The organism is Heyndrickxia coagulans DSM 1 = ATCC 7050, from assembly GCF_000290615.1.
GTDB classification, from domain to species: Bacteria; Bacillota; Bacilli; order Bacillales; family Bacillaceae_C; genus Weizmannia; species Weizmannia coagulans.
In genome coordinates, this window is the sequence record NZ_ALAS01000125.1 from 14225 (window position 1) to 34789 (window position 20565).

Sequence of the window (20565 nt, forward strand, 5' to 3'; positions counted from 1 at the left end):
TTGTAGCATTCGCATAAGAAAAAAGTCAAAGCCGAGAATAGACCAGACTTTGACTTTTTTCCTGGCTCATTGAAAAATGGCCATATTGTTTTATCGTTATTTTTTATTATCATCGACTTCTTCAAAATCAGCGTCGACAACATTGTCATCCTTTTTTCCGTCTCCCCCGGCATCCGTGTTTTGCTGCTGTTGTGCTGACTGCTGATACAGCTTGACGGACAAGTCCTGCACGATTTCCTGCAGCGCATCTTTTTTCTGCCTCATTTCATTGAGATCATTTTTCTCAATGGCCGCTTTTAATTCGTCCTTTGCTTTTTCGGCTTTGGAAATTTCAGATGCGTCCACTTTACCTTCCAGTTCTTTTAATGTTTTTTCAGCAGTGAATACAAGCAGGTCGGCTTCATTGCGGAGTTCCGCTTCTTCTTTGCGTTTCTTGTCTTTTTCTGCGTTAGCTTCCGCTTCTTTTACCATCCGTTCGATTTCTTCATCGGACAAAGTGGTGGACGATTTGATCGTAATCTTTTGCTGTTTGCCGGTGCCAAGGTCTTTTGCGCTGACATTGACAATCCCGTTTTTATCAATATCAAACGTAACTTCAATTTGCGGAATGCCGCGCGGTGCCGGCGGAATATCGGTCAATTGGAAACGGCCGAGCGTTTTGTTGTCGGCAGCCATCGGGCGTTCGCCCTGCAGGACATGAATGTCAACGGCTGTCTGGTTATCCGCTGCAGTTGAAAAGATTTGCGATTTTGAAGTCGGGATCGTTGTATTGCGCTCAATCAATTTCGTGAACACGCCGCCCATTGTTTCAATTCCGAGCGACAGCGGCGTAACGTCGAGGAGCACGACGTCTTTCACATCCCCCGTCAATACCCCGCCCTGGATTGCGGCACCCATTGCTACAACTTCATCCGGGTTGACGCCTTTATGCGGTTCTTTCCCGATTTCTTTGCGGATCGCTTCCTGAACGGCCGGAATCCGGGTTGAGCCGCCGACTAGGATGACTTTATCGATGTCATTCGCTGTAAGCCCTGCATCCTGCAATGCCTGGCGTGTCGGGCCCATTGTCCGTTCAACAAGGTCTGCCGTCAGTTCGTCGAATTTCGCACGGGTTAACGTCATTTCCAGGTGGAGCGGGCCTGATTCCCCTGCCGTAATAAACGGCAGCGAGATTTGGGTGGAAGTGACCCCTGACAAGTCTTTTTTCGCTTTTTCAGCCGCATCTTTTAAACGCTGGAGCGCCATTTTGTCTTTCGACAGGTCGATGCCGTGTTCTTTCTTAAATTCACTGACAAGGTAATCGATGATCGCCTGGTCGAAGTCGTCGCCGCCGAGATGGTTGTCGCCGGCAGTTGCGTGCACTTCAAAGACGCCGTCGCCGAGTTCAAGGATGGAGACGTCAAACGTACCGCCACCAAGGTCAAATACAAGGATGGTCTGGTCCTCATCCGTTTTGTCAAGGCCGTATGCCAGCGCTGCAGCAGTCGGTTCGTTGATAATCCGTTCGACTTCAAGCCCGGCAATTTTCCCGGCGTCTTTTGTTGCCTGGCGCTGGGCATCATTGAAATAAGCAGGGACCGTAATGACCGCTTTTTCGACTTTTTCGCCCAGATAATCTTCCGCATATGATTTCAAGTATTGCAGAATCATGGCGGAAATTTCCTGCGGCGTATATTCTTTTCCTTCCGCTGTGACTTTGTGTGTCGTGCCCATATGGCGTTTGATCGAAATGATCGTATTCGGATTTGTGATCGCCTGGCGTTTTGCGACTTCCCCTACCTGGCGTTCCCCGTTTTTAAAAGCGACAACAGACGGCGTTGTCCTGCCTCCTTCCGGGTTCGGAATGACTTTCGGTTCGCCGCCTTCCAGAACTGCGACACATGAGTTCGTCGTACCTAAGTCAATGCCGATAATTTTGCTCATGATAATGCCTCCCTTAAAAATTATGTAAAGCGCGTTACTCGTTCACTTTCACCATGGACGGGCGGATCACCCTGTCTTTTAACATGTACCCTTTTTGGAATTCCTCAATCACAACGTTGGACGCAGTGCCTTCTTCCTGCCCCTGCATGATCGCCTGGTGATAGTGCGGGTCGAATTCTTTCCCAATTGCTTCAATCGGTTCTGCGCCTTCTTTTTTCAGCGCCTCCAAAATGCTGCGGTAGACCATTTCCATCCCGTCCAGCAACTGGGCCGTATGTTCGTTTCTTTCAGCCATGGACAGTGCGCGTTCAAAATTGTCAAGCGCCGGCAGCAGGTTCACAATCAGATCCTGTGCTCTGTATTTCTCGGCTGCTTCACGGTCCAGATTCACGCGGCGCCTGTAATTATCAAAATCTGCGCGCAGGCGGAGATAGCGGTTTTCAGCCTGTTCGAGCTCATTCCGCAATTTCTCAATCTCCTCTTTTGCTTTTTCCAGTTCTTCAGCGGCATTTTCTGTTTCAGGCTTCTTCGCCGTTTTAGCTTCATTGCCTTCGCCCTCCGGCGCCGCCTGCGGATTTTCCGTATCTTTTTCTTCCGCAAAAATGGATTCAATTTGTCCTTCTTTCACTTCATCCGAAGCCCGTTTTTGTTCGTCTTTCACTTCTTCTGAAGCGCGTTTGTTTTGTTCTTCTGCCATGAGCGTTCACCCCCTTTAAAATGAGACGGGCATAAAAAAGCCCAGTAAGAAAGGACTTAAAGCATGTGCCCGCGCTTTAAGCCTCCCTACCCAATATGCCCGTATTGCCTATCTGTCATACAATTTCGTCAAGGCGTTGGTCATATCATTGCTCAAGAAATCCACTATACTGATGACACGTGAATATTCCATGCGCGTAGGGCCCAAAATTGCAATTTTGCCGACCGGCTGGTCACCGATCGAATAAGTGGCTGTAATCATGCTGCAATCTACCATCTCGGAAATCTGGTTTTCTCTCCCGATTTTTACGTGAATGCCACTCGGCACGCGTTTGACCAGGTCATAAAAACTGTCTTCCCGTTCTATCATATCAAAAAGGGTCCGGACTTTCTCGAGGTCATGGAACTCCGGCTGGTTCAAAATATTGGCTTTCCCGCCGACAAAAAGTTTATCATGCCGGTTTTCGTTAAACATGCTGATCACGGTCTTCAGGATCGATTCATAGTTTTCAGTATGGCTGCGCAAAATGTCAGCGACTTCCTTATATATTTTATCCTCTAAATCCGGAATCGGCACATTGGCCAGCCGTTCGTTAAAAATATTGACCATTTTTTCCAGCTCGCCCGGGCGGAATCCTTCCGGCAGCGAAACCGTCTTGTTCTCCACGCGGCCGGTATCGGTAATCATAATGGCAACCGCCGTTTTTTCATTCAGCGGGACGATCTGCATATTTTTCAGTTTCGTATCTTTGACTTCCGGGCCAAGCAGAATCGCCGTGTAATTCGTCATTTCGGAAAGAATTTGGGCGGACTTTTTCACAAGCTCTTCCATTTCATCTATTTTTTCGGCAAAAATCGAATGAAGCTGCGAAATGTCTGCCGGTCCCAGTTTTTGTGGCGACAGAAGGTGATCGACATAATAACGGTACCCTTTTTCAGAAGGCACCCTACCGGATGACGTATGTGTTTTTTCAATAAACCCGAGTTCCTCAAGATCCGCCATTTCATTCCGGATCGTAGCGGAACTGAAGGAAATGCCGTTTTTCTTGGAAAGCGTCCTGGAACCTACCGGCTGGGCGGAACGAATAAAGTCATCAATGATCACTTGCAAAATCAACAGCTGACGATCAGTTAACAACTTCCATCACCCCTGTTAGCACTCCATATAAACGAGTGCTAATTTATATAAATAAATTAACAAAATCCCCTGTTGTTGTCAATATATTTACTTTGCCCGTCAACTGAGGAGAAAAGCTTCAAAGACTTCATTGCCGAGAAAACGCCCTTCCCTTGTCAGCCGGAGAAAACCGCCCTTTTCTTCAAGAAGCCCGCGTTCTGTCATTTCTTTGATCGCGCCTGCAAAAACCTCCTTCATATCCGCCCCGAATTTTTCACGGAAATGGCGGAAACGGACGCCTTCGTTTTTTCTGAGCCCGAGAAACATTTCTTCTTCCATTTTTTCTTTTTTTGTCTCTGTATGTTTTTTCATGACAGGGAGGCACCCGTCCCGAAGCATGCCGATATATTTCTTCAATGCGCCGTAATTGGACAGACGGACACCCTTTTCATACCCATGTGCGCCGGCGCCGAAACCGAAATATTCTTCATTGTTCCAATAGACGAGATTGTGGCGGCTTTCATAGCCGGGTTTGGCAAAATTGCTGATCTCATACTGTTTCAAGCCGTGCTTTTCCATCTCGTCCATTAACATGCTGTACATATCCGCTTCCGCATCTTGTGACGGCAGGCGGAGTTTTCCTTTCCGCATCAGATTGTAAAAAATCGTCTTTGGCTCAATGATCAGCGAATAACTTGAATAATGCGGCAGCCCCATCGACAAGGCTTCGCCAAGCGTTTCACGGAAATCTTCAAGCGTCTGCCCAGGAAGCGCGAACATCAAATCCATGCTGATATTGGAAAAGCCGATCTTTCTCGCATGACTGATCGTCCGGTGCACATCTTCCCGGCGGTGGGTCCGCCCGATTTTCTCGAGCAGCCGGTCATTGAACGACTGGACGCCGAAACTCAGCCGGTTGACACCGTAATCATGCAGAAGGCGCAGCTTTTCTTCGGACGTTTCCCCAGGGTTGGCTTCAAACGTAAACTCCCCGTCCCCGTCATAAGGCAGAATCGTGCGGATGCCGGCAAGCAGTTTTTCAAGCTGCCGCTCATTCAGCGCTGTCGGGGTGCCGCCCCCGACAAAGACCGTGCTCAGCTTTTCACAAGGGGATTCAGCCGTTTTGATCCGCATTTCTTCCAGCAGCATCTCAATGTATTCATCCACCGGCTGGCCTTTTAATAAAAATTTATTGAAATCGCAGTAATAGCAAATATGTTCGCAAAATGGAACATGGATATATGCGGCTTTCATTCCATCACAACCTTATTTGTTTTCATCACGGGCATGTCCCGGGGAAAAGGAGCGCGCGGACAGCCGCCAATCCGCTCCCTGCCCGCCCCGGTTATTTTTTCGGGGTATCGTCCATCTTCAGCACAGCCATAAACGCTTCCTGCGGGATTTCAACAGAACCGACCTGCTTCATCCTTTTCTTGCCCTCTTTTTGCTTTTCAAGCAGTTTCCGTTTCCGGGAAATGTCCCCGCCGTAACATTTTGAAAGCACGTTTTTGCGCAATGCTTTAATATTGGAACGCGCAATAATTTTCTGGCCGACTGCCGCCTGTACAGGCACTTCAAACTGCTGGCGCGGGATGAGTTCTTTTAATCTTTCGACAATCGTCTTGCCGCGTTCGTACGCAAAGTCGCGGTGGACGATGAAACTGAGGGCGTCCACTTTTTCCCCGTTTAATAAAATATCCATTTTTACGAGATTGGACTGTTTGTAGCCGATCAATTCGTAATCAAAAGAAGCATACCCTTTTGTGCTTGATTTCAGCTGGTCAAAAAAGTCGTATACAATCTCGGAGAGCGGGATTTCATAAATGACATTAACGCGGATATCATCGAGGTACTGCATATCGATAAAATCGCCGCGCTTTGCCTGGGCAATTTCCATCACTGCGCCGACATAATCGTTCGGGACCATAATGGACGCGCGCACGTACGGCTCTTCGATATATTCGATTTTCTGCGGTTCCGGCAAATTCGCCGGGTTATCAACCGTCACTTCACTGCCGTCCGTCAGTTTGGCTTTATAAATGACGCTTGGCGCGGTGGTAATGAGATCAATGTTGAATTCGCGTTCCAGCCGCTCCTGGATGATTTCCATATGCAGGAGCCCGAGAAAACCGCAACGGAAACCGAAACCGAGCGCCTGCGACGTTTCCGGCTCATATTGCAGCGACGAATCATTTAACTCCAGCTTTTCAAGGGCATCCCGCAAATCATTGAATTTCGCGCTGTCTACCGGATACAGGCCGCAGTAAACCATCGGATTCATCCGCCGGTAACCAGGAAGTGCTTCTTTTGCAGGGTTTTCGGCGCCCGTAATCGTATCGCCGACGCGCGTGTCTTTTACATTTTTAATTGATGCCGTTAGAAACCCGACATCACCGACGGTTAATTCGTCTATGTACAACGGTTTCGGGGTGCTTACGCCGAGCGCTGTCACTTCAAATTCCTTGCCGGTTGACATCATTTTAATCTTATCCCCGACTTTGACGGAGCCTTCCATTACACGGATATAGGCGATAACGCCGCGGTACGGATCATACAGCGAGTCAAAAATAAGCGCCTTCAGCGGGGCGTCCGGATCTCCTTCAGGCGCCGGCACTTTTTCGACAACTTGTTCAAGAATATCTTCAATCCCAATCCCGGCTTTAGCGGAAGCAAGAACGGCCTCCGACGCATCAAGGCCGATCACATCCTCTATTTCCTGCTGGACGCGTTCCGGATCGGCGGAAGGCAGGTCAATTTTATTGATGACCGGGATAATTTCAAGATTGTTATCCAGCGCAAGATAAACATTTGCAAGCGTCTGCGCCTCCACCCCCTGCGCGGCATCGACGACGAGTACCGCCCCTTCACAGGCGGCAAGGCTGCGTGACACTTCATATGTAAAGTCTACATGTCCCGGAGTATCAATCAAATGGAGAATGTATTCTTCCCCGTCATTTGCTTTATAGTTCAGCCGGACGGCATTTAATTTAATCGTAATTCCGCGTTCCCGTTCCAGTTCCATCGAATCGAGGAGCTGGTCCTTCATTTCGCGCTTGCTCAGCGCGTGGGTCTTTTCCAGAATGCGGTCGGCCAAAGTCGACTTGCCATGGTCGATATGTGCAATAATGGAAAAGTTGCGGATCCTCCTCTGCCTGTCTAATTTTTCTTCACGGTTCATCATTTACCTTCACTCCTGTATTCGGCACATGTACACTATTTCTGATTATATCAGCAGGAAAGCGCGACTTCAACGAAAAATGATCAGCCGCGCATCGCAAAAAAAAGAACCGCCTGTCAAGACGGCTAACGGTTTCCTGATTGCCCGCTCCCGGCGCCGTTTACACTGTCCGCCTGCCAGTAATACCCGGCGAACACATCGGCAAAAACATCCATTGTCCGGTACATTTCTTCAAAAGTATTATCCACACCGCCGACTTCAATCAAAAAAGCATTTCCCGATAAGTCCTGGTTGAATTTTCCGTTGGTCGACGCCCCTTTTTTCAAAATGACCCCCCTTGACAGATTTTTATACTTCTTTTTGATCAAGTTGTGCAAATCCTCAGCCAGCTTTGCATTCTTTTCCCAGTTCGGGTTTTCCCCGCCGATTACAAAAGCGATTTTCGCATACGATTTTCCATTGATGGTAACGGTCGTATCTTTTTTTCTTCTCGAATCGCGGTGGATATCAATAAAATATTGAAGGTCGCGATCGTTTCTCATCGCCGATTCGACGACGGTGCGCGATCCCTGGTAAGACTGGTAATACTGCATATGGTTTTTCTCAAGCAGCTTTAAAACATCGGTCGTATTTGCCTCTGCGCCAATTCCCTTGTCCTCGAGATCTTCAGCGAGCCTCTCCCCGACTTTTGTTACGTTGATCTTCGAATGCTGGGCAAGGTCGGGATTCGTGACGCCTTTTAAATACGGCAGATAGGACTCATGTGTATGGGTAAAATAAATCAACACCCGTTTCTTGCCGCCCGTTGTCCGCCCGGGCCGCCGTTTTGCATCGTCCGCACCGCCTTTTTCCTCGATTTTTTCCGTATTTTGTGTGGCCGGGTCTTTCGCTTGCAAGGCGCTGTCAGGCGGGACGGATTCAATCGGCATATTGGTATAGTCAGCGCCGTCTCCGGCAACAAGTATTTTGCTGTCAAAGATTTCAAATCCTGGCAGTTCACGCCCGAGAAAGCTGCGCGGATCTTCAAAGCGGATGTTGGTGAGCATTTCAAAAACAAGATTGCCGACCGGCCGCTCGTCCGTATCCGGAAAATGGTGCACAAGCAGCTGGCTGTCCGACAGCAGGTACTTGTACAATGTTTTGCTTGAAAGATGCTTTGCGGCTTCATTGACGGCTGAAGAGGAAACCCGGTAACCCGGCTTCAAAGACGTCAGCGTGCCAATTAAGATGACAACAAGCACAAGGGACAGGATGACTATGGAGATAAGGCGTATCACACTGGTCAGATTCAATATAAAAAAATGGCTGGAATGCCTGCCGCTTTTCATCGTCCCACCCTTTCCAATCGATTCTATTACATTCTATGAATCTCATGGAAGAATAGAACACCGAAAAGAAGAGGCACCCCCGGGTTATGGCGGCGCCTGTAACTTATCTCGTCTTAAAGCCGGTATTTTCCTGGTTCACATGGGGGTGGAGCGCCGCATTCAGTCCGCTCGCCAGAAGATTTGCCATATCTTCCATAAAAATGTCGACTTCTTTCGGCGTCACCATTAAGTTATGGCCGAGCGGCGCGAGCACTTCGTGAATCAATTTCCGCTTTTCCTGCTCATCCAGATTGCCGACAATCCCCATGAACATTTTCCGTGCTTCACTTCCCGGCAGATCGTCTTCCGTCAGCTTCCGCTTTTCCCCAAATGAAAGCCCTGCCGGTGCAAGCGCCCGTGAAGGCCGGCCTGATTCTTTCATTTCTTTGCCGAAATGTTTTAACAGAAAATCGATCGTGTCGCTTGTAATCGTCACGGCGTCCACCACTGTCGGAACGCCGATCGCAACAACCGGCACCCCGAGCGTTTCTTTCGACAATTCTTTCCGCTTGTTGCCAACACCGGATCCCGGCTGAATGCCCGTATCCGAGATCTGGATCGTGGCATTCACCCTTTCCAGCGAACGGGATGCAAGTGCATCGACGACAATAATAAAATCCGGTTTCGATTTTTCACTGACGCCGAATATAATATCGCTCGTTTCGATTCCGGTCATCCCCATGACCCCCGGGGCAATCGCGCTCACCGGCCTGTAGCGCGATTCAACGTTTTCCGGCTCGATTTTAAACAGATGGCGGGTGACGAGTACTTTTTCGCAAACAAGCGGGCCGAGCGCATCAGGCGTCACATTCCAGTTGCCGAGCCCGACAACAAGGCAGCTCGCTTCCTCTCCAATATTTATATGCTTCAAATATTGGTTAAACTCATCCGCGAACACTTCTTCCACCTTTTGCTGGATGTCCGTATCCCCGCTGCGGATGCCCTGCATTTCAATGGTCAAATAATTCCCGGCCTTTTTTCCGATGACTTTTTCCCCTTTTTTGGAAATTTGAACCGTCGTCACTTTCATATCGTTTACGGTCCGTTCTTCCACCGTTACGCCTTCCAATTCTTCGCTTTCCCGGTTCTTCACTTTCTCTTCCACTGCAAGATCGCGCGCTTCAATCGCTAAATCTGTGCGGACGGAATAAACACTAAGATCCATTTGTTCGTCTTCCTCCTTTTTGCCGTTTCCTTTATCCTTGTTTTTCCCCATTCCCGGCAGACCATTCGTTTTGTGCAAATTCCGGCCCAATGTATTGCAATCTCGTCTTCCATTTGTTACAATATCATTTGTTCTAAAGTGAATGTGGACGAGCCAAACAAGGTTTGCTCGTAGGAGGTGAAACGGGTGCCAAACATTAAATCTGCGATTAAACGCGTAAAAGTGAACGAAAAAAACCATGCTCAAAATAAAGCGGCAAAATCCGCCATGCGCACGGCAGTGAAAAAGTTTGAAGCAGCGGTTGAAAACAACGACGAAAACGCAAAAGAACTTTTAGTCGATGCGGTAAAACGCCTTGATAAAGCTGCATCTAAAGGCCTTATCCATAAAAATGCGGCAAGCCGCAAAAAATCACGCCTGATGAAAAAATTATCCGCACAGGCGTAACGCACCAAAATAAAAAAGACGCGCGATCCGCGTCTTTTTTATTTTGCCTTCATTTCATGCAGTTGAAACAAAAACATCTCAATGATCATTTCTTTTTTCAGCCCGCCCGATTTCATCCGGTAGTCGCTGTCGGCAAGCAGCGCCATGATCCGGTTCAGTTCATCCGCGGAAAAAAGCCCCGCCTGCCCCGCCGCCAGTTTTACCCTGTATGGATGCACTTTTAAATAAGATGCGATTTGCTGCTGGCCGTAGCCGAGCCTCGCCAGTTCTTTCGTCTGGTAGATGAGCCGGAACTGGCCGGCAAGGAGCGCCAATATTTTAATCGGCTCCTCATTAAGTTTTAAAAGGTCATAATAGATCCGGAGCGCCTCATCAATGCGGCGGTGAACCACTTTTTCAACGAGTTCAAATACATTTTGCTCCAGCGACCGCGCCGTCAGCATTTCCACCATTCCATCTGTTATTTCATTGCCGCTTCCGGCATATAGAGCTAGCTTATTTATTTCATGATCGAGCGCATTCATATTGGTGCCGGCAAGGGAAACCAAATGTTCCACTGCCTTCCTGCCAATCCGGCAGCCTTCTTCAGCGGCGCGGGAGACAAGCCACCCTTCAAGCTCCCTTTCATTTAATTTTTTTGCCTGGAAAGTTGCGGCCTGCTTTTTGATCAATTTCACCAGTTTTTTCCGTTCATCCAGTTTTTCATAAGGCGCAACCAGCACGAAAACCGTGTAAGGGGCGGGAGACTTCACGTATGCTTCCAGCTTGTCCAGCCGGTGTTCCACTTTCTGTTTCTGCTTTTCAGCAGTCAAAAAAAACGGGTGGTGCGCAATCACGAGCCGCCTCTCCCCCATAAAAGGGAATGTTTCCGCATCTTCGATCGCTGTCTCGACCGGCACCTCCTCCAGGTCATACGAAGCATAATTAAAATCCGCCTCTTCCGGAGTGAGCGCATAATCCAGCAATTTCTGTTTCGTTTTTTGAATGAAATAATCTTCTGCGCCGTACAATAAATAAAGCGGGGAAAATTGCCCGCGCTCAATCTTTTTCCATAATTCATCCATTCTGTTCCGCTCCCAAACCTTTCTTACCCCCTATGTTAAGAGAACGGGCGCATTGTTGCAAGCAGAAAACAAATGGAAAAGGGGATCCGTAAAATCCCCTTTATCTATATAAACGTTAACGGAACAGTCCCGGGAAGCTTTTCCGTTAACGGTGGACCCGTACCCTTATTGTCACACGCAGCCGGATATCTATGAATGACAACTCCATCCAAAACGGTGGAAATCGTTCTGAAATTATCATATAATCAAAAAACAGGGAGGGATTTGGATGAACGAATTCGAGCAGGATGTCCAGTCGAAAACGAATGATGTCGCCGATGCCGGAGCAGGTTTTCTCATCTCTTTTTTGTTTTTTGCGCTGATGTTTATCATTGCAACTGCAGCAGACATCATTGGCAGATAGCCCCGCTCCGGGCAGTGCCGGAGCCATTCCGGACGGTTTTTTAATTAATGTATATTATGGGAGGACGGTTGAAAAGGTTCCCTTTTCTTTGAAAAAGCGGTATTGCACCGCCCCGTCCTCATCCGTCCGGAAAATGAATACCCCGTTTTCGCTGAGCCGTTTGACCACTCCCGGAGACGGATGCCCGAAACGGTTATGCTTTCCGACAGAGATGACGGCGATCCGCGGATGATACTTCCGGATGAGCGTTTCGCTTGTCGAAGTTTTGCTGCCGTGATGCCCGGCTTTTAATACGTCAATACGGATATCCGGATAAGCCGCCACAAGTTTTTCTTCTCCTTCCTGCTCAAGGTCCCCGGTAAACAGCCACGTCTTTCCACCTGTTTTCGCATAAAGGACAAGCGAGTCATTATTCCCCTCATACGTTTCGTCAAACGGCGAAAGATATTGAAATACCCCCGATTTGTTTTGCCATCCGTCCCCGTTTTTCATCTCATACACCGGGATTTTTTTCTGGCGGGCGCAAGCGAGCACCTTCTGCATGAGCGGTTTTTCCCATGAATGGGGCGAGATATGGATTTCTTTGACGTGGAGAGATGTGATCACAGCCGTTGCGCCGCCGATATGGTCCTCGTCGCTGTGCGTTAAAATCAGCTTATCAATCGTCGTAATCCCCTGGCTTTTTAGAAATGGCACCACAATATCTTTGCCGGTTTCAAACGGATGCTCCCTTCTTTTCCATGCCGGTTCCGGAAACCGGACGGTCCCACCTGTGTCAATTAAATACGCCCCCCTTGAAAGCGGCAGCCGGATTAAAATACTGTCCCCCTGCCCGACGTCGATAAAGGTGATTTTGCCGAAAAGCGAATACCTGTTTGCCGCAAGGAGGAGCATGAGAACACAAACAAGCGGCAGGACAGCCCGGATCGTTTTCTTGCCGTTTTCCATCGCCGCCAAACAATAAACTCCCGCACCTGCCATCAGGATCGATCCCCAGTATGGCGGCCTCCCGGTAACGAGCGTGGACCAGCGGCCGTCTATCGCTTCCCCCGTTTTTTCCGAAAGCCGAACGAGCCCGTCAAAGCACGCGGCAAAGACGGAAAACAGCGGCGGCGCCACCCATTCTGTAACAAAGGCAAGCGCAGCAAGCGGGAGCAGCACATACGTATAAAGCGGTACATAAAAAAGATTGGCAACAAGCCCCGCAATGGAAAACTCATAAAATGAATAAGATAGGATGGGAAGTGCCGCAAGCTGGGAAATGAACGAAATCGCGAGCCCTTTTTGCAACGGGCCCCGGAACCGCTCTAGAAGAGGACCTGAAAGAAGCAGCGCGGCGCAAACAGCAAAAGAGAGCTGGAATCCGATATTGTACACAATATTCGCATTTTTTAGTCCGTACAAAATGAAACAGATGGACAAAGCATCAAGCGGCCCGATCGGCAGTTTTTTTTGCCTGGCCAGCACAAGCAGCATCGTCATTGCCGCCGACCGGACAACTGGCGGGTTCATGCCGCATAATCCCGCATAAACCGGCATCACCCCCAGTAAGCAAACGGTGGCACGTTCCCTTGTCAGCCCGAGCCGGATGAGCAAATAGTAGCAAAACCCGGCAACGAGTTGTACGTGAAGCCCGGAAATGGCAAGCAGATGGACAACGCCAAGCCGCTGGTAAAGCTGGTACACATCGTCATCAAAGTCTGTTTGCTCGCCAAACAAAAGCGCTTCTGCGTACGGTACGGATTTTTCCGGAAATGTTTTTTGAATTTGAAGCAGGGAGCGGTGGCGGATTTTTTTCAAGAAACCGTGCAGATGCTGCGGCGGGCTGTTGCACGCGGAAAGCCGGTCCGCTTTTAAAATCCAGTGGATATGCTGATGGGCCAAATAGTTGCGGTAATGAAATGCGGACGGGTTGCGGTTTGGCTCAGGAGCTTCCAGTTCCCCTTGAGCCATGCAAACCGTTCCGGGGGATAAAGTTTGTTTCAAGGTTTCCAGTTCTGCCTCGCTCCCGGCGTAATACGTTAACATAAACGTTTCTTTTCCGGCTTCCGCCTTTCCCTTGACCGCGTTCCCGTCGATGCGCGGATAATCGCTGAAACGGACGGGCATCCGGGCACTGCCGGCATGAAATTTTGTATCATACGCAAATGCCTGGAAATAACCGCTAAAAATCCCCAACCCGTAAAAAACGGCGGACAACAGGAGCAAAGGCCGGTTCCGGGACAGGAAAATCCGGATCCAAATCAAATGGGCCGAAAGAACCAGAAGCGGCGGCGCGTGAAGGCCAACCAGGATGCCGCTTAATGCAGCGAGCGCGGCGAACAGCCAGTTGCCTTTCACACCATCACCCTGTTACGCTTTCGGAACGGATCCCGTTTCCGTTTCTTGATAAGCGCCTGCAAATAATGCCGCCGCCATTTGCTGCAATTCCTCCAGTTCTGCCGCTTCCGCCCCGTGGTCCTTTGCAATCATGAATAATTTCTCCACCAGTTTGGCTTTTTCGCTTGCCCGGATATCGAGTGTTTCCGGATGGAACGGGACATGCTCGACATGCACCCCCGCTTTTTCAAAAAGCTCTCTTGCATACGGATGCACCCGGTAATCCTGTGCATAGTACACGTTTTGAATCCCTGCCTGAATGATCGCTTTGGTACAGTGCAGGCACGGGTAATGGGTTACATAGAGGTCCGCGCCGTTTGTCGCCACCCCGAATTTTGCACATTGCAAAATTGCATTCATTTCAGCGTGGATCGTCCGCACGCAATGCCCGTCAATCACGTAGCAGCCCTTGTCAATACAGTGTTCGTCCCCCGCGATGGATCCATTGTAGCCGCCTGCGATAATTCTTTTATCCCTGACGATCGTCGCCCCAACTGCAAGCCTTGAACAGGTGCTCCGCCAGGATAATAAATGGCTTTGCGCCAAAAAATACTGGTTCCAGGAAATCCGGTCCATTTTTCTCTTCCTTTCTGCTCATCCTTACTGTAAAGTGATGGAATTTTCGATTTTGGCAAAAGTCTGGTCCCCAATCCCCGACACATTTTTCAAATCTTCCGGCTTTTGAAAAGGGCCGTTTTTCTCCCGGTATTCGATAATAGCCGCAGCTTTTGACGGCCCGATGCCCGGAAGCGTCTCAAGCTGGGTCTGGTCGGCCGTATTGATATTGACCTGTGCGGCCGCTTCACTGCTTGCCGCCGTCCCGGAAGAAGCGGAAGCGGGTGCTGAAATTCCGGCAGCCGCCGGGGCAGTTTGGGCAGAAGCCGCTTTTTCGCCTTTTTTCGGCACCTCGATTACCATTTCATCTTTTACCTTCTGCGCGAGATTGACCTGATTCCGGTCGGCGTTTTCGTTAAAACCCCCCGCTTCCTGAATGAGGTCATAGACCCGGTCATCCGCTTCCGCTTTGTAGATGCCGGGATGCTTCACCGCGCCTTTCACATCCACGTAAATTTCGGCAGCGTTCTGCGTTTGGGCCGAGGATTGCGTTTGGGCGGTGTTTTGGGTCGAGTGATTTTGCACATCCGTCCCGCCCCCCTCAGTTTGTCCGGACTGCACGGCCGTTTCGGGTTGCCGGTAAGCCCCGGACGCGGTGTCCATACCTCCATTTTGGCTAAAATAGTAAAAGATTGCAATCGTAATGGCTGCCACAGCTGCAGCAGCATGCCAGCGGTATTTGAGAAACAACGTTTTCAAAGACCTTCACCTCTGTTTTTCTTTTTTCAGATACATAATCGCCCGGATCTGCGCATATATTGTACCGGGCGCTGAAAGATCGGCGGCTTGGGGAGGGAAAACAGCATGGACATTGGCGTGATCGGAACGGGAAATATGGGCAGCATGTTAATTGAAGCTTTGATAGAAACAAAAGCCGTTACGCCTGCACAATTTCGGATCACAAATCGCACACCTGAAAAAGCCGCAAAACTTGCAAACAAGTATCCCGGGATTCAGGTTGAGAATATAGAAAATACCATTTTGGAGAGCGATTTAATTTTGTTGTGTGTTAAACCGCTTGAGATGCACGGCATTCTGGAGAAGGCCAGAGGCGCCTTCCGGAATGAACAGTGCCTTGTCAGCATTACAAGCCCCGTTACAGTCGGGCAGCTCGCCGCAATGGTCCCCTGCTCGTGCGCAAGGGCCATCCCGAGCATCACGAACAGGGCAGCTGCCGGTGCGGTTTTGCTGACATTTGGCAGCCAGTGCACAAGCGAGTGGCAGGAAAAAGTAAAAACACTGTTCTCCAAAATATCCACCCCGGTTGAAGTTGGCCAGCAAATCACGAGAGTGGCATCAGATCTGGTCAGCTGCGGCCCTGCTTTTTTCAGTTTTTTGGCGCAAAAAATGATAGAAGGAGCCGTCCGCAAAACAAAGATTGACAGCGACACCGCCTGCATATTAACGGCTGAGATGCTGATCGGCCTGGGGGAACTTTTGAAGCAACAAATTTATACGCTGCCTGCCCTGCAGGAAAAAGTGACGGTAAAGGGCGGTATCACCGGCGAAGGATTAAAGGTGCTTGAAAAAGGGACGGATGGCTTATTCGAAAAACTGTTTGAAGCGACACACGAGAAATTTAAGGAGGACACGGACGCGGTGGCCGGGCAATTCGGCACACCATGATATTTCGACATCTTTCTGTTTATTCCTGCTTCTTTTTTAAAATTTTTTCAAAAAAAGCATTCTGCGCGGGCAGAATGCTTTTATCGTTTGATGCACGTAAAAAATATCCTTTCGCTTTTTGGGCCGGGCGCTTCTTCTGTAAAATCGGCAGCGGGCGGCATACAATCGAAGCCCGATTCCGTAAGCCAGTTTTCATAATCAGCAACCGGAAACGTCCGCTGTTTATGTAACTCGTCAAACCGTTCATACAAGCCGGATTTCTCATCATATACGAAAAAGCTGAGATCATGTTCAACGGCATGCGGGCCCTCACCCGGAAAGCAGTTCCAGATATAGGAAACCTCGTCCCCGTTATCGGCAAAAGTGTGATGCGGGAATAGCACATCTGTTTTATAAACGGAATGCACGTCAAACAAAAACATTCCCCCCGCCTTCAGGGCTGCATGCACATGCCGAAACGTTTCTTTCACATCCGTTTCCGTTTCCAAGTAGTTCAGAGAATCACAGAAAATCGCGACAATATCAAAATCATGCAGGCCGCAAAGCGCGCGCATATCCTGCTTGAGGAAAGTGATGCGGGCCCCTTCAGCCAGTGCTTTTCCGCTCGCTACGGCAAGCATGTCTTCCGATAAATCAACGCCCGTTACTTCAAAGCCTTCCCGTGCAAGCAGCAGTGACAGTTCACCGGTACCGCAGGCAAGATCAAGCATGCGCCTTCCTTTGACACCATTCCGCTCCCTTTGGCGCATCACCCACTGCAGCCATTGCGGATAGGGCGCCTCTTCCATCAACGCATCGTATACATAGGCGAAATTTTCGTAACTCATTGCAGAACGCTCTCCGCACTGACAGCCGGCGCGTCTCCCCAAAGCCTTTCCAAGTTATAGTAATTCCGTTCATCGCGGTTAAAAATATGGGCGACAATATCCCCAAGGTCAATCAGCACCCATTTCCCTTCTTCAAACCCTTCAATGCGCCTGACCGCAGTTCCTGCTTCTTCCGCTTTTTCTTTCACTTCGCGGGCGATCGCCTGAATTTGTTTATCGGAGTTCCCATTGCAGATCAGAAAATAATCCGCAATCAATGAAATCCCGCGCATATCCAAAACGACGATGTCTTCCGCACGTTTATCATCGCAAGCTTTTACGACTGTTTTTAATAACGTCTGATTGTCCATTTACGCCCCTTCTTCCTTCATCACTAAATCATTGTATAAAGCAATCGTATCCGGAAAAACAGGCTGATTCCGGCCAATTAAAAATGCAATGGTGTGCCCGGCTGCATACAACACCGCTTCATCGAGATCTTTGCCCGCAAGCCGCCTTGCTTCTTCGACACCCGGAAAATTCCGGCCCGGTTCAATATAATCAGCCAGATATACAATTTTCTCAAGCAGCGTCATCCCGGCCCTGCCCGATGTATGGTATTTAATGGCATCGAGCACTTCCCGGTCAGTGATGCCGGCTTCTTTTTCCACCAGATAAGCGCCAACAGGGGCATGCCATAATTCATGATGGAAAGAAAGCAGCCGTTCATCCATCTTTTGATCAATGATGATTTGCTTCATTTCCTCTTCCGGACGGAATTTTGCATAATCATGGAAAATCGCCGCAAGTTCCGCTTTTTTCCGGTCAGCATGATATTTTTCCGCCAGCCAGACGGCGCTTTCGGCAACGCCGAGCGTATGGATATAACGGCGCTCCGTCAGCTGGGCTTTCACAAGTTCCAATGCTTTCTCACGTTCCATATAAATGATGCTCCTTTATATATTCCCACACTGCATCCGGAATTAAATATTTTACCGACCGTTTTTTTTCCAGGCGTTCACGGATCAGCGAGGAGGAAATATGAATTTCCGGAATTTCAACAAATTGGACAGGATACTTTGTCTGGTGCGAATATGCCGGCCGGTTGACGCCGACAAAGCGGACAAGCCGGACGAGCTGGTCGATATTCCGCCATTTCGGCAAATATTCGATCATATCCGCGCCAATGATAAAATAAAAGTCCGTATCAGGTTCCCGCTTTTTAAGCAGCACCATTGTGTCATATGTGTAGGAGCGGCCGGGCCTCTCCATCTCTATGGCCTCAATCGAAAATGCCGGCTGCCCCGAAATGGCAAGCGTGAGCATTTTGATCCGGTCACATCCGGTGATGCCGGCCGTTTTTTCTTTATGGGGCGGATTTTGGTTCGGCATAAAACGGACTTCGTCAAGTTTCAGATCCTGCAAAATTTCGTTCGCTATAATCAAATGGCCGATATGCGGAGGGTCGAACGTCCCCCCTAAAATACCCACTTTTTTCATGCCGCCCACCCTTAAGGCAAAACAATCTCTTTATGGTTTTTCGATTCTTTATAAAGGACAATCGTATTGCCGATGATTTGCACGAGTTCCGCATGCGCCCCTTCTGCAAGTGCTGCGGCAACAGAATCCTTATCTTCCTCGCAGTTTTGCAGGACGCTGATTTTTAACAGTTCCCGCGCTTCAAGCGCCTCCTGCACCTGTTTGACCATATTTTCATTGACCCCGCCTTTTCCGACCTGAAAAATCGGGCTCAAATGGTGGGCTTTTGCCCGCAAAAAACGTTTTTGTTTACCTGTTAACATGAACTTCCTCCTAAAATGCCTTCAACGATCTTTTTCATTTTCCTGGTATCCGGCTTTACGCCGGTCCATTTTTCAAACGCAATGGCCCCCTGGTAGATAAACATGCCGAGGCCGTTCTGCACCCGGGCGCCGCGTTTTTTTGCTTCTTTTAAAAATTTCGTTTCAAAAGGATTGTATATGATATCAGACACAAACGCACCAGGCTTTAAATGGCGGAGGGAAAGCGGCTGCGCGTCTGTATCCGGATGCATGCCGATCGACGTCGTCTGCACAATCAGCGTATAATTCCCCAGCTGTTCTTCCGTTTCTTTAAGCGTAAGCACCTTCGACGGGCACGGAAAAGGGCTTTCGTCCCGCATTTCTTCCGCTTTTTTTACCGTGCGGTTGCACAGATCAACGGTTACCGCCCCTTCCCGGCAAAGCGTATAATAAATCGCTCTTGCCGCACCGCCCGCGCCGATGACAAGCACTTTTTCCCCGGAAAGCACCCGTCCGCTTTCTTCTTTCAGCGCCTGCATAAACCCCGGGCCGTCCGTATTATACCCGACCCATCCGTGTGGGGTGCGGATTACGGTATTAACGGCACCGATCGTTTCCGCAAGCGGATCAATGTCATCGAGATACGGCATGATCGCCTGCTTATGCGGAATGGTCACATTAAATCCGGCCACGCCGATTGCTTTCATGCCGTTTACGGCGGCTTCCAGATTTTCCGGTGTGACATGGAAAGCATGATAGTCTGCATCAATCCCGAGTGCCCGGAATGCTTCATTGTGCATCGCAGGCGACAGCGAATGGGCAATCGGGTCACCGATCACCCCGTATAAATCGCGCATATTTCTCACTCCCCGTTAAAAACAGAACCTTTTTCAGATCAACGACCGGCGCAGCATGACCCGGACGCCCTTTGGCACATAGGCCGCGACAACGGCGCCCGGTTCGTTGACCGTCACCCAGCCAAGCCCGGAAAAAACAATATCCGTCTTTCCTTCTTTAATGGAAAATTCATGGCGAACGAGCGCCGGGAAATCCGCGGCTTCCGCTTTCCCCGGCGGCTGGAGCAATTCCCCGAGCTGGCGCGCATATAAATCATCCGCATTTTCAAGTTTTGTACGGTGAATCTTTAAAGCATTTGAAACATAGCAGACAAATGACCGTCTGCCGCCTTTTATATAATCAAGCCGCGCAAGGCCGCCGAAAAACAGCGTCTGCCGTTCATTCAGCTGGAATACAGCCGGCTTGATTTCTTTTTTCGGTGTAATCACCCTTAATTCGTTTTTCCCGACGAAATGCGCCATCTGGTGGTGGTTGATGATCCCCGGCGTGTCATAAAGAGATGTGCCGTCATCAAGCGGGATGCCGATCATATCCAGCGTCGTCCCCGGAAAATAGGATGTGGTGATGACATCTTTTTCCCCTGTTGCCTGCCGTATAATGCGATTGATAAAAGTGGATTTCCCAACATTCGTGCAGCCGGCAACATACACATCTTTCCCGTTCCGGTACTGTTCGATGGCAGCCATCGCTTCATCCATGCCGTGCCCCTTTGCCGCGCTCACAAGCAGCACATCGGCCGGACGGAGCCCGAGTTCTTTCGCCTGCTGCTTCATCCAGTTGGCCATTTTCGCTCTTTTCACCGATTTTGGCAGGAGATCCTCTTTATTGCCGATTAAAAGAACCGGGTTTTTGCCTGCGAAACGGTGGAATCCCGGCAGCCAGGACCCGTTGAAATCAAAAATATCGACAATTTTTACAACCAGCGCATCCACCTGCCCGAGCCGGTTTAAAATTTTTAAAAAATCATCGTCTGTAAGCGGCACGTCCTGCACTTCATTGTAATGTTTCAATCTGAAGCAGCGCTGGCAAATGACCTGCTCTTTTTCCAGCGCAGATTTTGGCGCGTAGCCTGCCTCATCCGGATCTTCCGTCTGGATGAGCGCCCCGCAGCCGATACAATGGACAGCTTCTTTTTCCAAA

At 49.4% G+C, this 20565-nt stretch carries 21 protein-coding genes; 3 read left to right on the plus strand and 18 right to left on the minus strand.

All coding sequences use genetic code 11. The annotated features are described in order from the left end of the window. Positions 1 to 96 precede the first annotated feature (96 nt). The 7 genes from dnaK to gpr form a co-directional block, all read right to left on the minus strand. A complete protein-coding gene (gene dnaK / locus IC21_RS06725) occupies positions 97 to 1923 on the minus strand; it encodes a molecular chaperone DnaK (RefSeq protein WP_029141908.1) in 1827 nt (608 codons plus the stop codon). A 34-nt stretch (positions 1924 to 1957) separates the two neighbouring features. Continuing rightward, the gene (gene grpE, locus IC21_RS06730; RefSeq protein WP_029141909.1) at positions 1958 to 2620 is read right to left on the minus strand and encodes a nucleotide exchange factor GrpE; all 663 of its coding nucleotides are present in this window, start codon (positions 2618 to 2620) and stop codon (positions 1958 to 1960) included. Positions 2621 to 2728: 108 nt separating this feature from the next. Then, entirely contained in the window at positions 2729 to 3757 is a 1029-nt protein-coding gene (gene hrcA, locus IC21_RS06735) for a heat-inducible transcriptional repressor HrcA (protein WP_029141910.1), read from the minus strand. Positions 3758 to 3856: 99 nt separating this feature from the next. Next, the gene (gene hemW, locus IC21_RS06740) at positions 3857 to 4990 is read right to left on the minus strand and encodes a radical SAM family heme chaperone HemW (RefSeq protein ID WP_029141911.1); all 1134 of its coding nucleotides are present in this window, start codon (positions 4988 to 4990) and stop codon (positions 3857 to 3859) included. A 91-nt stretch (positions 4991 to 5081) separates the two neighbouring features. Beyond that, positions 5082 to 6914, minus strand: a complete 1833-nt coding sequence (lepA, locus tag IC21_RS06745; RefSeq protein WP_371729402.1) for a translation elongation factor 4 — start codon at positions 6912 to 6914, stop codon at positions 5082 to 5084. Positions 6915 to 7039: 125 nt separating this feature from the next. Further along, on the minus strand, positions 7040 to 8242 hold the full coding sequence (locus IC21_RS06750; RefSeq protein WP_019720546.1) for a stage II sporulation protein P: 1203 nt from the start codon (positions 8240 to 8242) through the stop codon (positions 7040 to 7042). 103 nt (positions 8243 to 8345) lie between these two features. Next, positions 8346 to 9497, minus strand: coding sequence for a GPR endopeptidase (gene gpr, locus IC21_RS06755; protein ID WP_050996503.1), 1152 nt, complete (start codon positions 9495 to 9497; stop codon positions 8346 to 8348). 135 nt (positions 9498 to 9632) lie between these two features. On the opposite strand from gpr, the gene rpsT reads away from it, so the two are divergent. After that, a complete protein-coding gene (gene rpsT, locus IC21_RS06760; protein WP_017552603.1) occupies positions 9633 to 9893 on the plus strand; it encodes a 30S ribosomal protein S20 in 261 nt (86 codons plus the stop codon). Between the two features lie 38 nt (positions 9894 to 9931). On the opposite strand, the gene holA is transcribed toward rpsT, so the two are convergent. Beyond that, positions 9932 to 10957, minus strand: coding sequence for a DNA polymerase III subunit delta (holA, locus tag IC21_RS06765; RefSeq protein WP_013859706.1), 1026 nt, complete (start codon positions 10955 to 10957; stop codon positions 9932 to 9934). Positions 10958 to 11225: 268 nt separating this feature from the next. Here holA and IC21_RS16195 point away from each other — a divergent pair, with 268 nt between their 5' ends. Further along, positions 11226 to 11360, plus strand: a complete 135-nt coding sequence (locus IC21_RS16195; protein ID WP_017552601.1) for a YqzM family protein — start codon at positions 11226 to 11228, stop codon at positions 11358 to 11360. Between the two features lie 54 nt (positions 11361 to 11414). Here the strand turns inward: IC21_RS16195 and IC21_RS06775 are convergent, their stop codons facing one another. From IC21_RS06775 to IC21_RS06785, 3 genes are read right to left on the minus strand one after another with little or no spacing between them, the layout of a single operon-like run. Then, positions 11415 to 13700: a DNA internalization-related competence protein ComEC/Rec2 gene (locus IC21_RS06775; RefSeq protein ID WP_029141913.1), complete on the minus strand. Its 2286-nt coding sequence runs from the start codon at positions 13698 to 13700 to the stop codon at positions 11415 to 11417. A gap of 12 nt (positions 13701 to 13712) precedes the next feature. Further along, positions 13713 to 14315 (minus strand): ComE operon protein 2, encoded by a 603-nt coding sequence (locus IC21_RS06780; protein ID WP_017552599.1) that lies wholly within the window; start codon positions 14313 to 14315, stop codon positions 13713 to 13715. Between the two features lie 24 nt (positions 14316 to 14339). Then, a complete protein-coding gene (locus IC21_RS06785) occupies positions 14340 to 15053 on the minus strand; it encodes a helix-hairpin-helix domain-containing protein (protein WP_029141914.1) in 714 nt (237 codons plus the stop codon). Positions 15054 to 15158: 105 nt separating this feature from the next. Between IC21_RS06785 and comER the strand changes: the two genes are divergently transcribed. Next, positions 15159 to 15980, plus strand: a complete 822-nt coding sequence (comER, locus tag IC21_RS06790) for a late competence protein ComER (protein WP_029141915.1) — start codon at positions 15159 to 15161, stop codon at positions 15978 to 15980. An 80-nt stretch (positions 15981 to 16060) separates the two neighbouring features. On the opposite strand, the gene IC21_RS06795 is transcribed toward comER, so the two are convergent. Genes IC21_RS06795 through yqeH form a run of 7 tightly spaced genes read right to left on the minus strand, consistent with a single transcriptional unit; the run spans position 16061 to position 20564 of the window. Further along, the gene (locus IC21_RS06795; protein ID WP_013859711.1) at positions 16061 to 16807 is read right to left on the minus strand and encodes a class I SAM-dependent DNA methyltransferase; all 747 of its coding nucleotides are present in this window, start codon (positions 16805 to 16807) and stop codon (positions 16061 to 16063) included. Continuing rightward, entirely contained in the window at positions 16804 to 17157 is a 354-nt protein-coding gene (gene rsfS, locus IC21_RS06800; RefSeq protein ID WP_017552596.1) for a ribosome silencing factor, read from the minus strand. Before rsfS ends, IC21_RS06795 begins: the two co-directional genes overlap by 4 nt. After that, entirely contained in the window at positions 17158 to 17727 is a 570-nt protein-coding gene (gene yqeK / locus IC21_RS06805; protein ID WP_029141916.1) for a bis(5'-nucleosyl)-tetraphosphatase (symmetrical) YqeK, read from the minus strand. After that, positions 17717 to 18286 (minus strand): nicotinate-nucleotide adenylyltransferase, encoded by a 570-nt coding sequence (locus IC21_RS06810; RefSeq protein WP_017552594.1) that lies wholly within the window; start codon positions 18284 to 18286, stop codon positions 17717 to 17719. Before IC21_RS06810 ends, yqeK begins: the two co-directional genes overlap by 11 nt. A gap of 11 nt (positions 18287 to 18297) precedes the next feature. Beyond that, entirely contained in the window at positions 18298 to 18588 is a 291-nt protein-coding gene (gene yhbY, locus IC21_RS06815; RefSeq protein WP_013859715.1) for a ribosome assembly RNA-binding protein YhbY, read from the minus strand. Continuing rightward, on the minus strand, positions 18582 to 19424 hold the full coding sequence (gene aroE / locus IC21_RS06820; protein ID WP_029141917.1) for a shikimate dehydrogenase: 843 nt from the start codon (positions 19422 to 19424) through the stop codon (positions 18582 to 18584). Before aroE ends, yhbY begins: the two co-directional genes overlap by 7 nt. A 33-nt stretch (positions 19425 to 19457) precedes the next feature. Further along, positions 19458 to 20564 (minus strand): ribosome biogenesis GTPase YqeH, encoded by a 1107-nt coding sequence (yqeH, locus tag IC21_RS06825; protein WP_029141918.1) that lies wholly within the window; start codon positions 20562 to 20564, stop codon positions 19458 to 19460. Position 20565: the final 1 nt, after the last annotated feature.

What these genes read in the sequence shown, in the direction of transcription:
- yhbY (WP_013859715.1), bottom strand. Translation starts at nt 18,588, where the DNA reads ATGTTAACAGGTAAACAAAAACGTTTTTTGCGGGCAAAAGCCCACCAT.
- IC21_RS06795 (WP_013859711.1), bottom strand. Translation starts at nt 16,807, where the DNA reads ATGAGTTACGAAAATTTCGCCTATGTATACGATGCGTTGATGGAAGAG.
- grpE (WP_029141909.1), bottom strand. Translation starts at nt 2,620, where the DNA reads ATGGCAGAAGAACAAAACAAACGCGCTTCAGAAGAAGTGAAAGACGAA.
- dnaK (WP_029141908.1), bottom strand. Translation starts at nt 1,923, where the DNA reads ATGAGCAAAATTATCGGCATTGACTTAGGTACGACGAACTCATGTGTC.
- rsfS (WP_017552596.1), bottom strand. Translation starts at nt 17,157, where the DNA reads ATGGACAATCAGACGTTATTAAAAACAGTCGTAAAAGCTTGCGATGAT.
- IC21_RS06810 (WP_017552594.1), bottom strand. Translation starts at nt 18,286, where the DNA reads ATGAAAAAAGTGGGTATTTTAGGGGGGACGTTCGACCCTCCGCATATC.
- yqeK (WP_029141916.1), bottom strand. Translation starts at nt 17,727, where the DNA reads ATGGAACGTGAGAAAGCATTGGAACTTGTGAAAGCCCAGCTGACGGAG.
- holA (WP_013859706.1), bottom strand. Translation starts at nt 10,957, where the DNA reads ATGGATGAATTATGGAAAAAGATTGAGCGCGGGCAATTTTCCCCGCTT.
- aroE (WP_029141917.1), bottom strand. Translation starts at nt 19,424, where the DNA reads ATGCGCGATTTATACGGGGTGATCGGTGACCCGATTGCCCATTCGCTG.
- hemW (WP_029141911.1), bottom strand. Translation starts at nt 4,990, where the DNA reads ATGAAAGCCGCATATATCCATGTTCCATTTTGCGAACATATTTGCTAT.
- IC21_RS06780 (WP_017552599.1), bottom strand. Translation starts at nt 14,315, where the DNA reads ATGGACCGGATTTCCTGGAACCAGTATTTTTTGGCGCAAAGCCATTTA.
- comER (WP_029141915.1), top strand. Translation starts at nt 15,159, where the DNA reads ATGGACATTGGCGTGATCGGAACGGGAAATATGGGCAGCATGTTAATT.
- gpr (WP_050996503.1), bottom strand. Translation starts at nt 9,497, where the DNA reads ATGGGGAAAAACAAGGATAAAGGAAACGGCAAAAAGGAGGAAGACGAA.
- IC21_RS06750 (WP_019720546.1), bottom strand. Translation starts at nt 8,242, where the DNA reads ATGAAAAGCGGCAGGCATTCCAGCCATTTTTTTATATTGAATCTGACC.
- lepA (WP_371729402.1), bottom strand. Translation starts at nt 6,914, where the DNA reads ATGAACCGTGAAGAAAAATTAGACAGGCAGAGGAGGATCCGCAACTTT.
- IC21_RS16195 (WP_017552601.1), top strand. Translation starts at nt 11,226, where the DNA reads ATGAACGAATTCGAGCAGGATGTCCAGTCGAAAACGAATGATGTCGCC.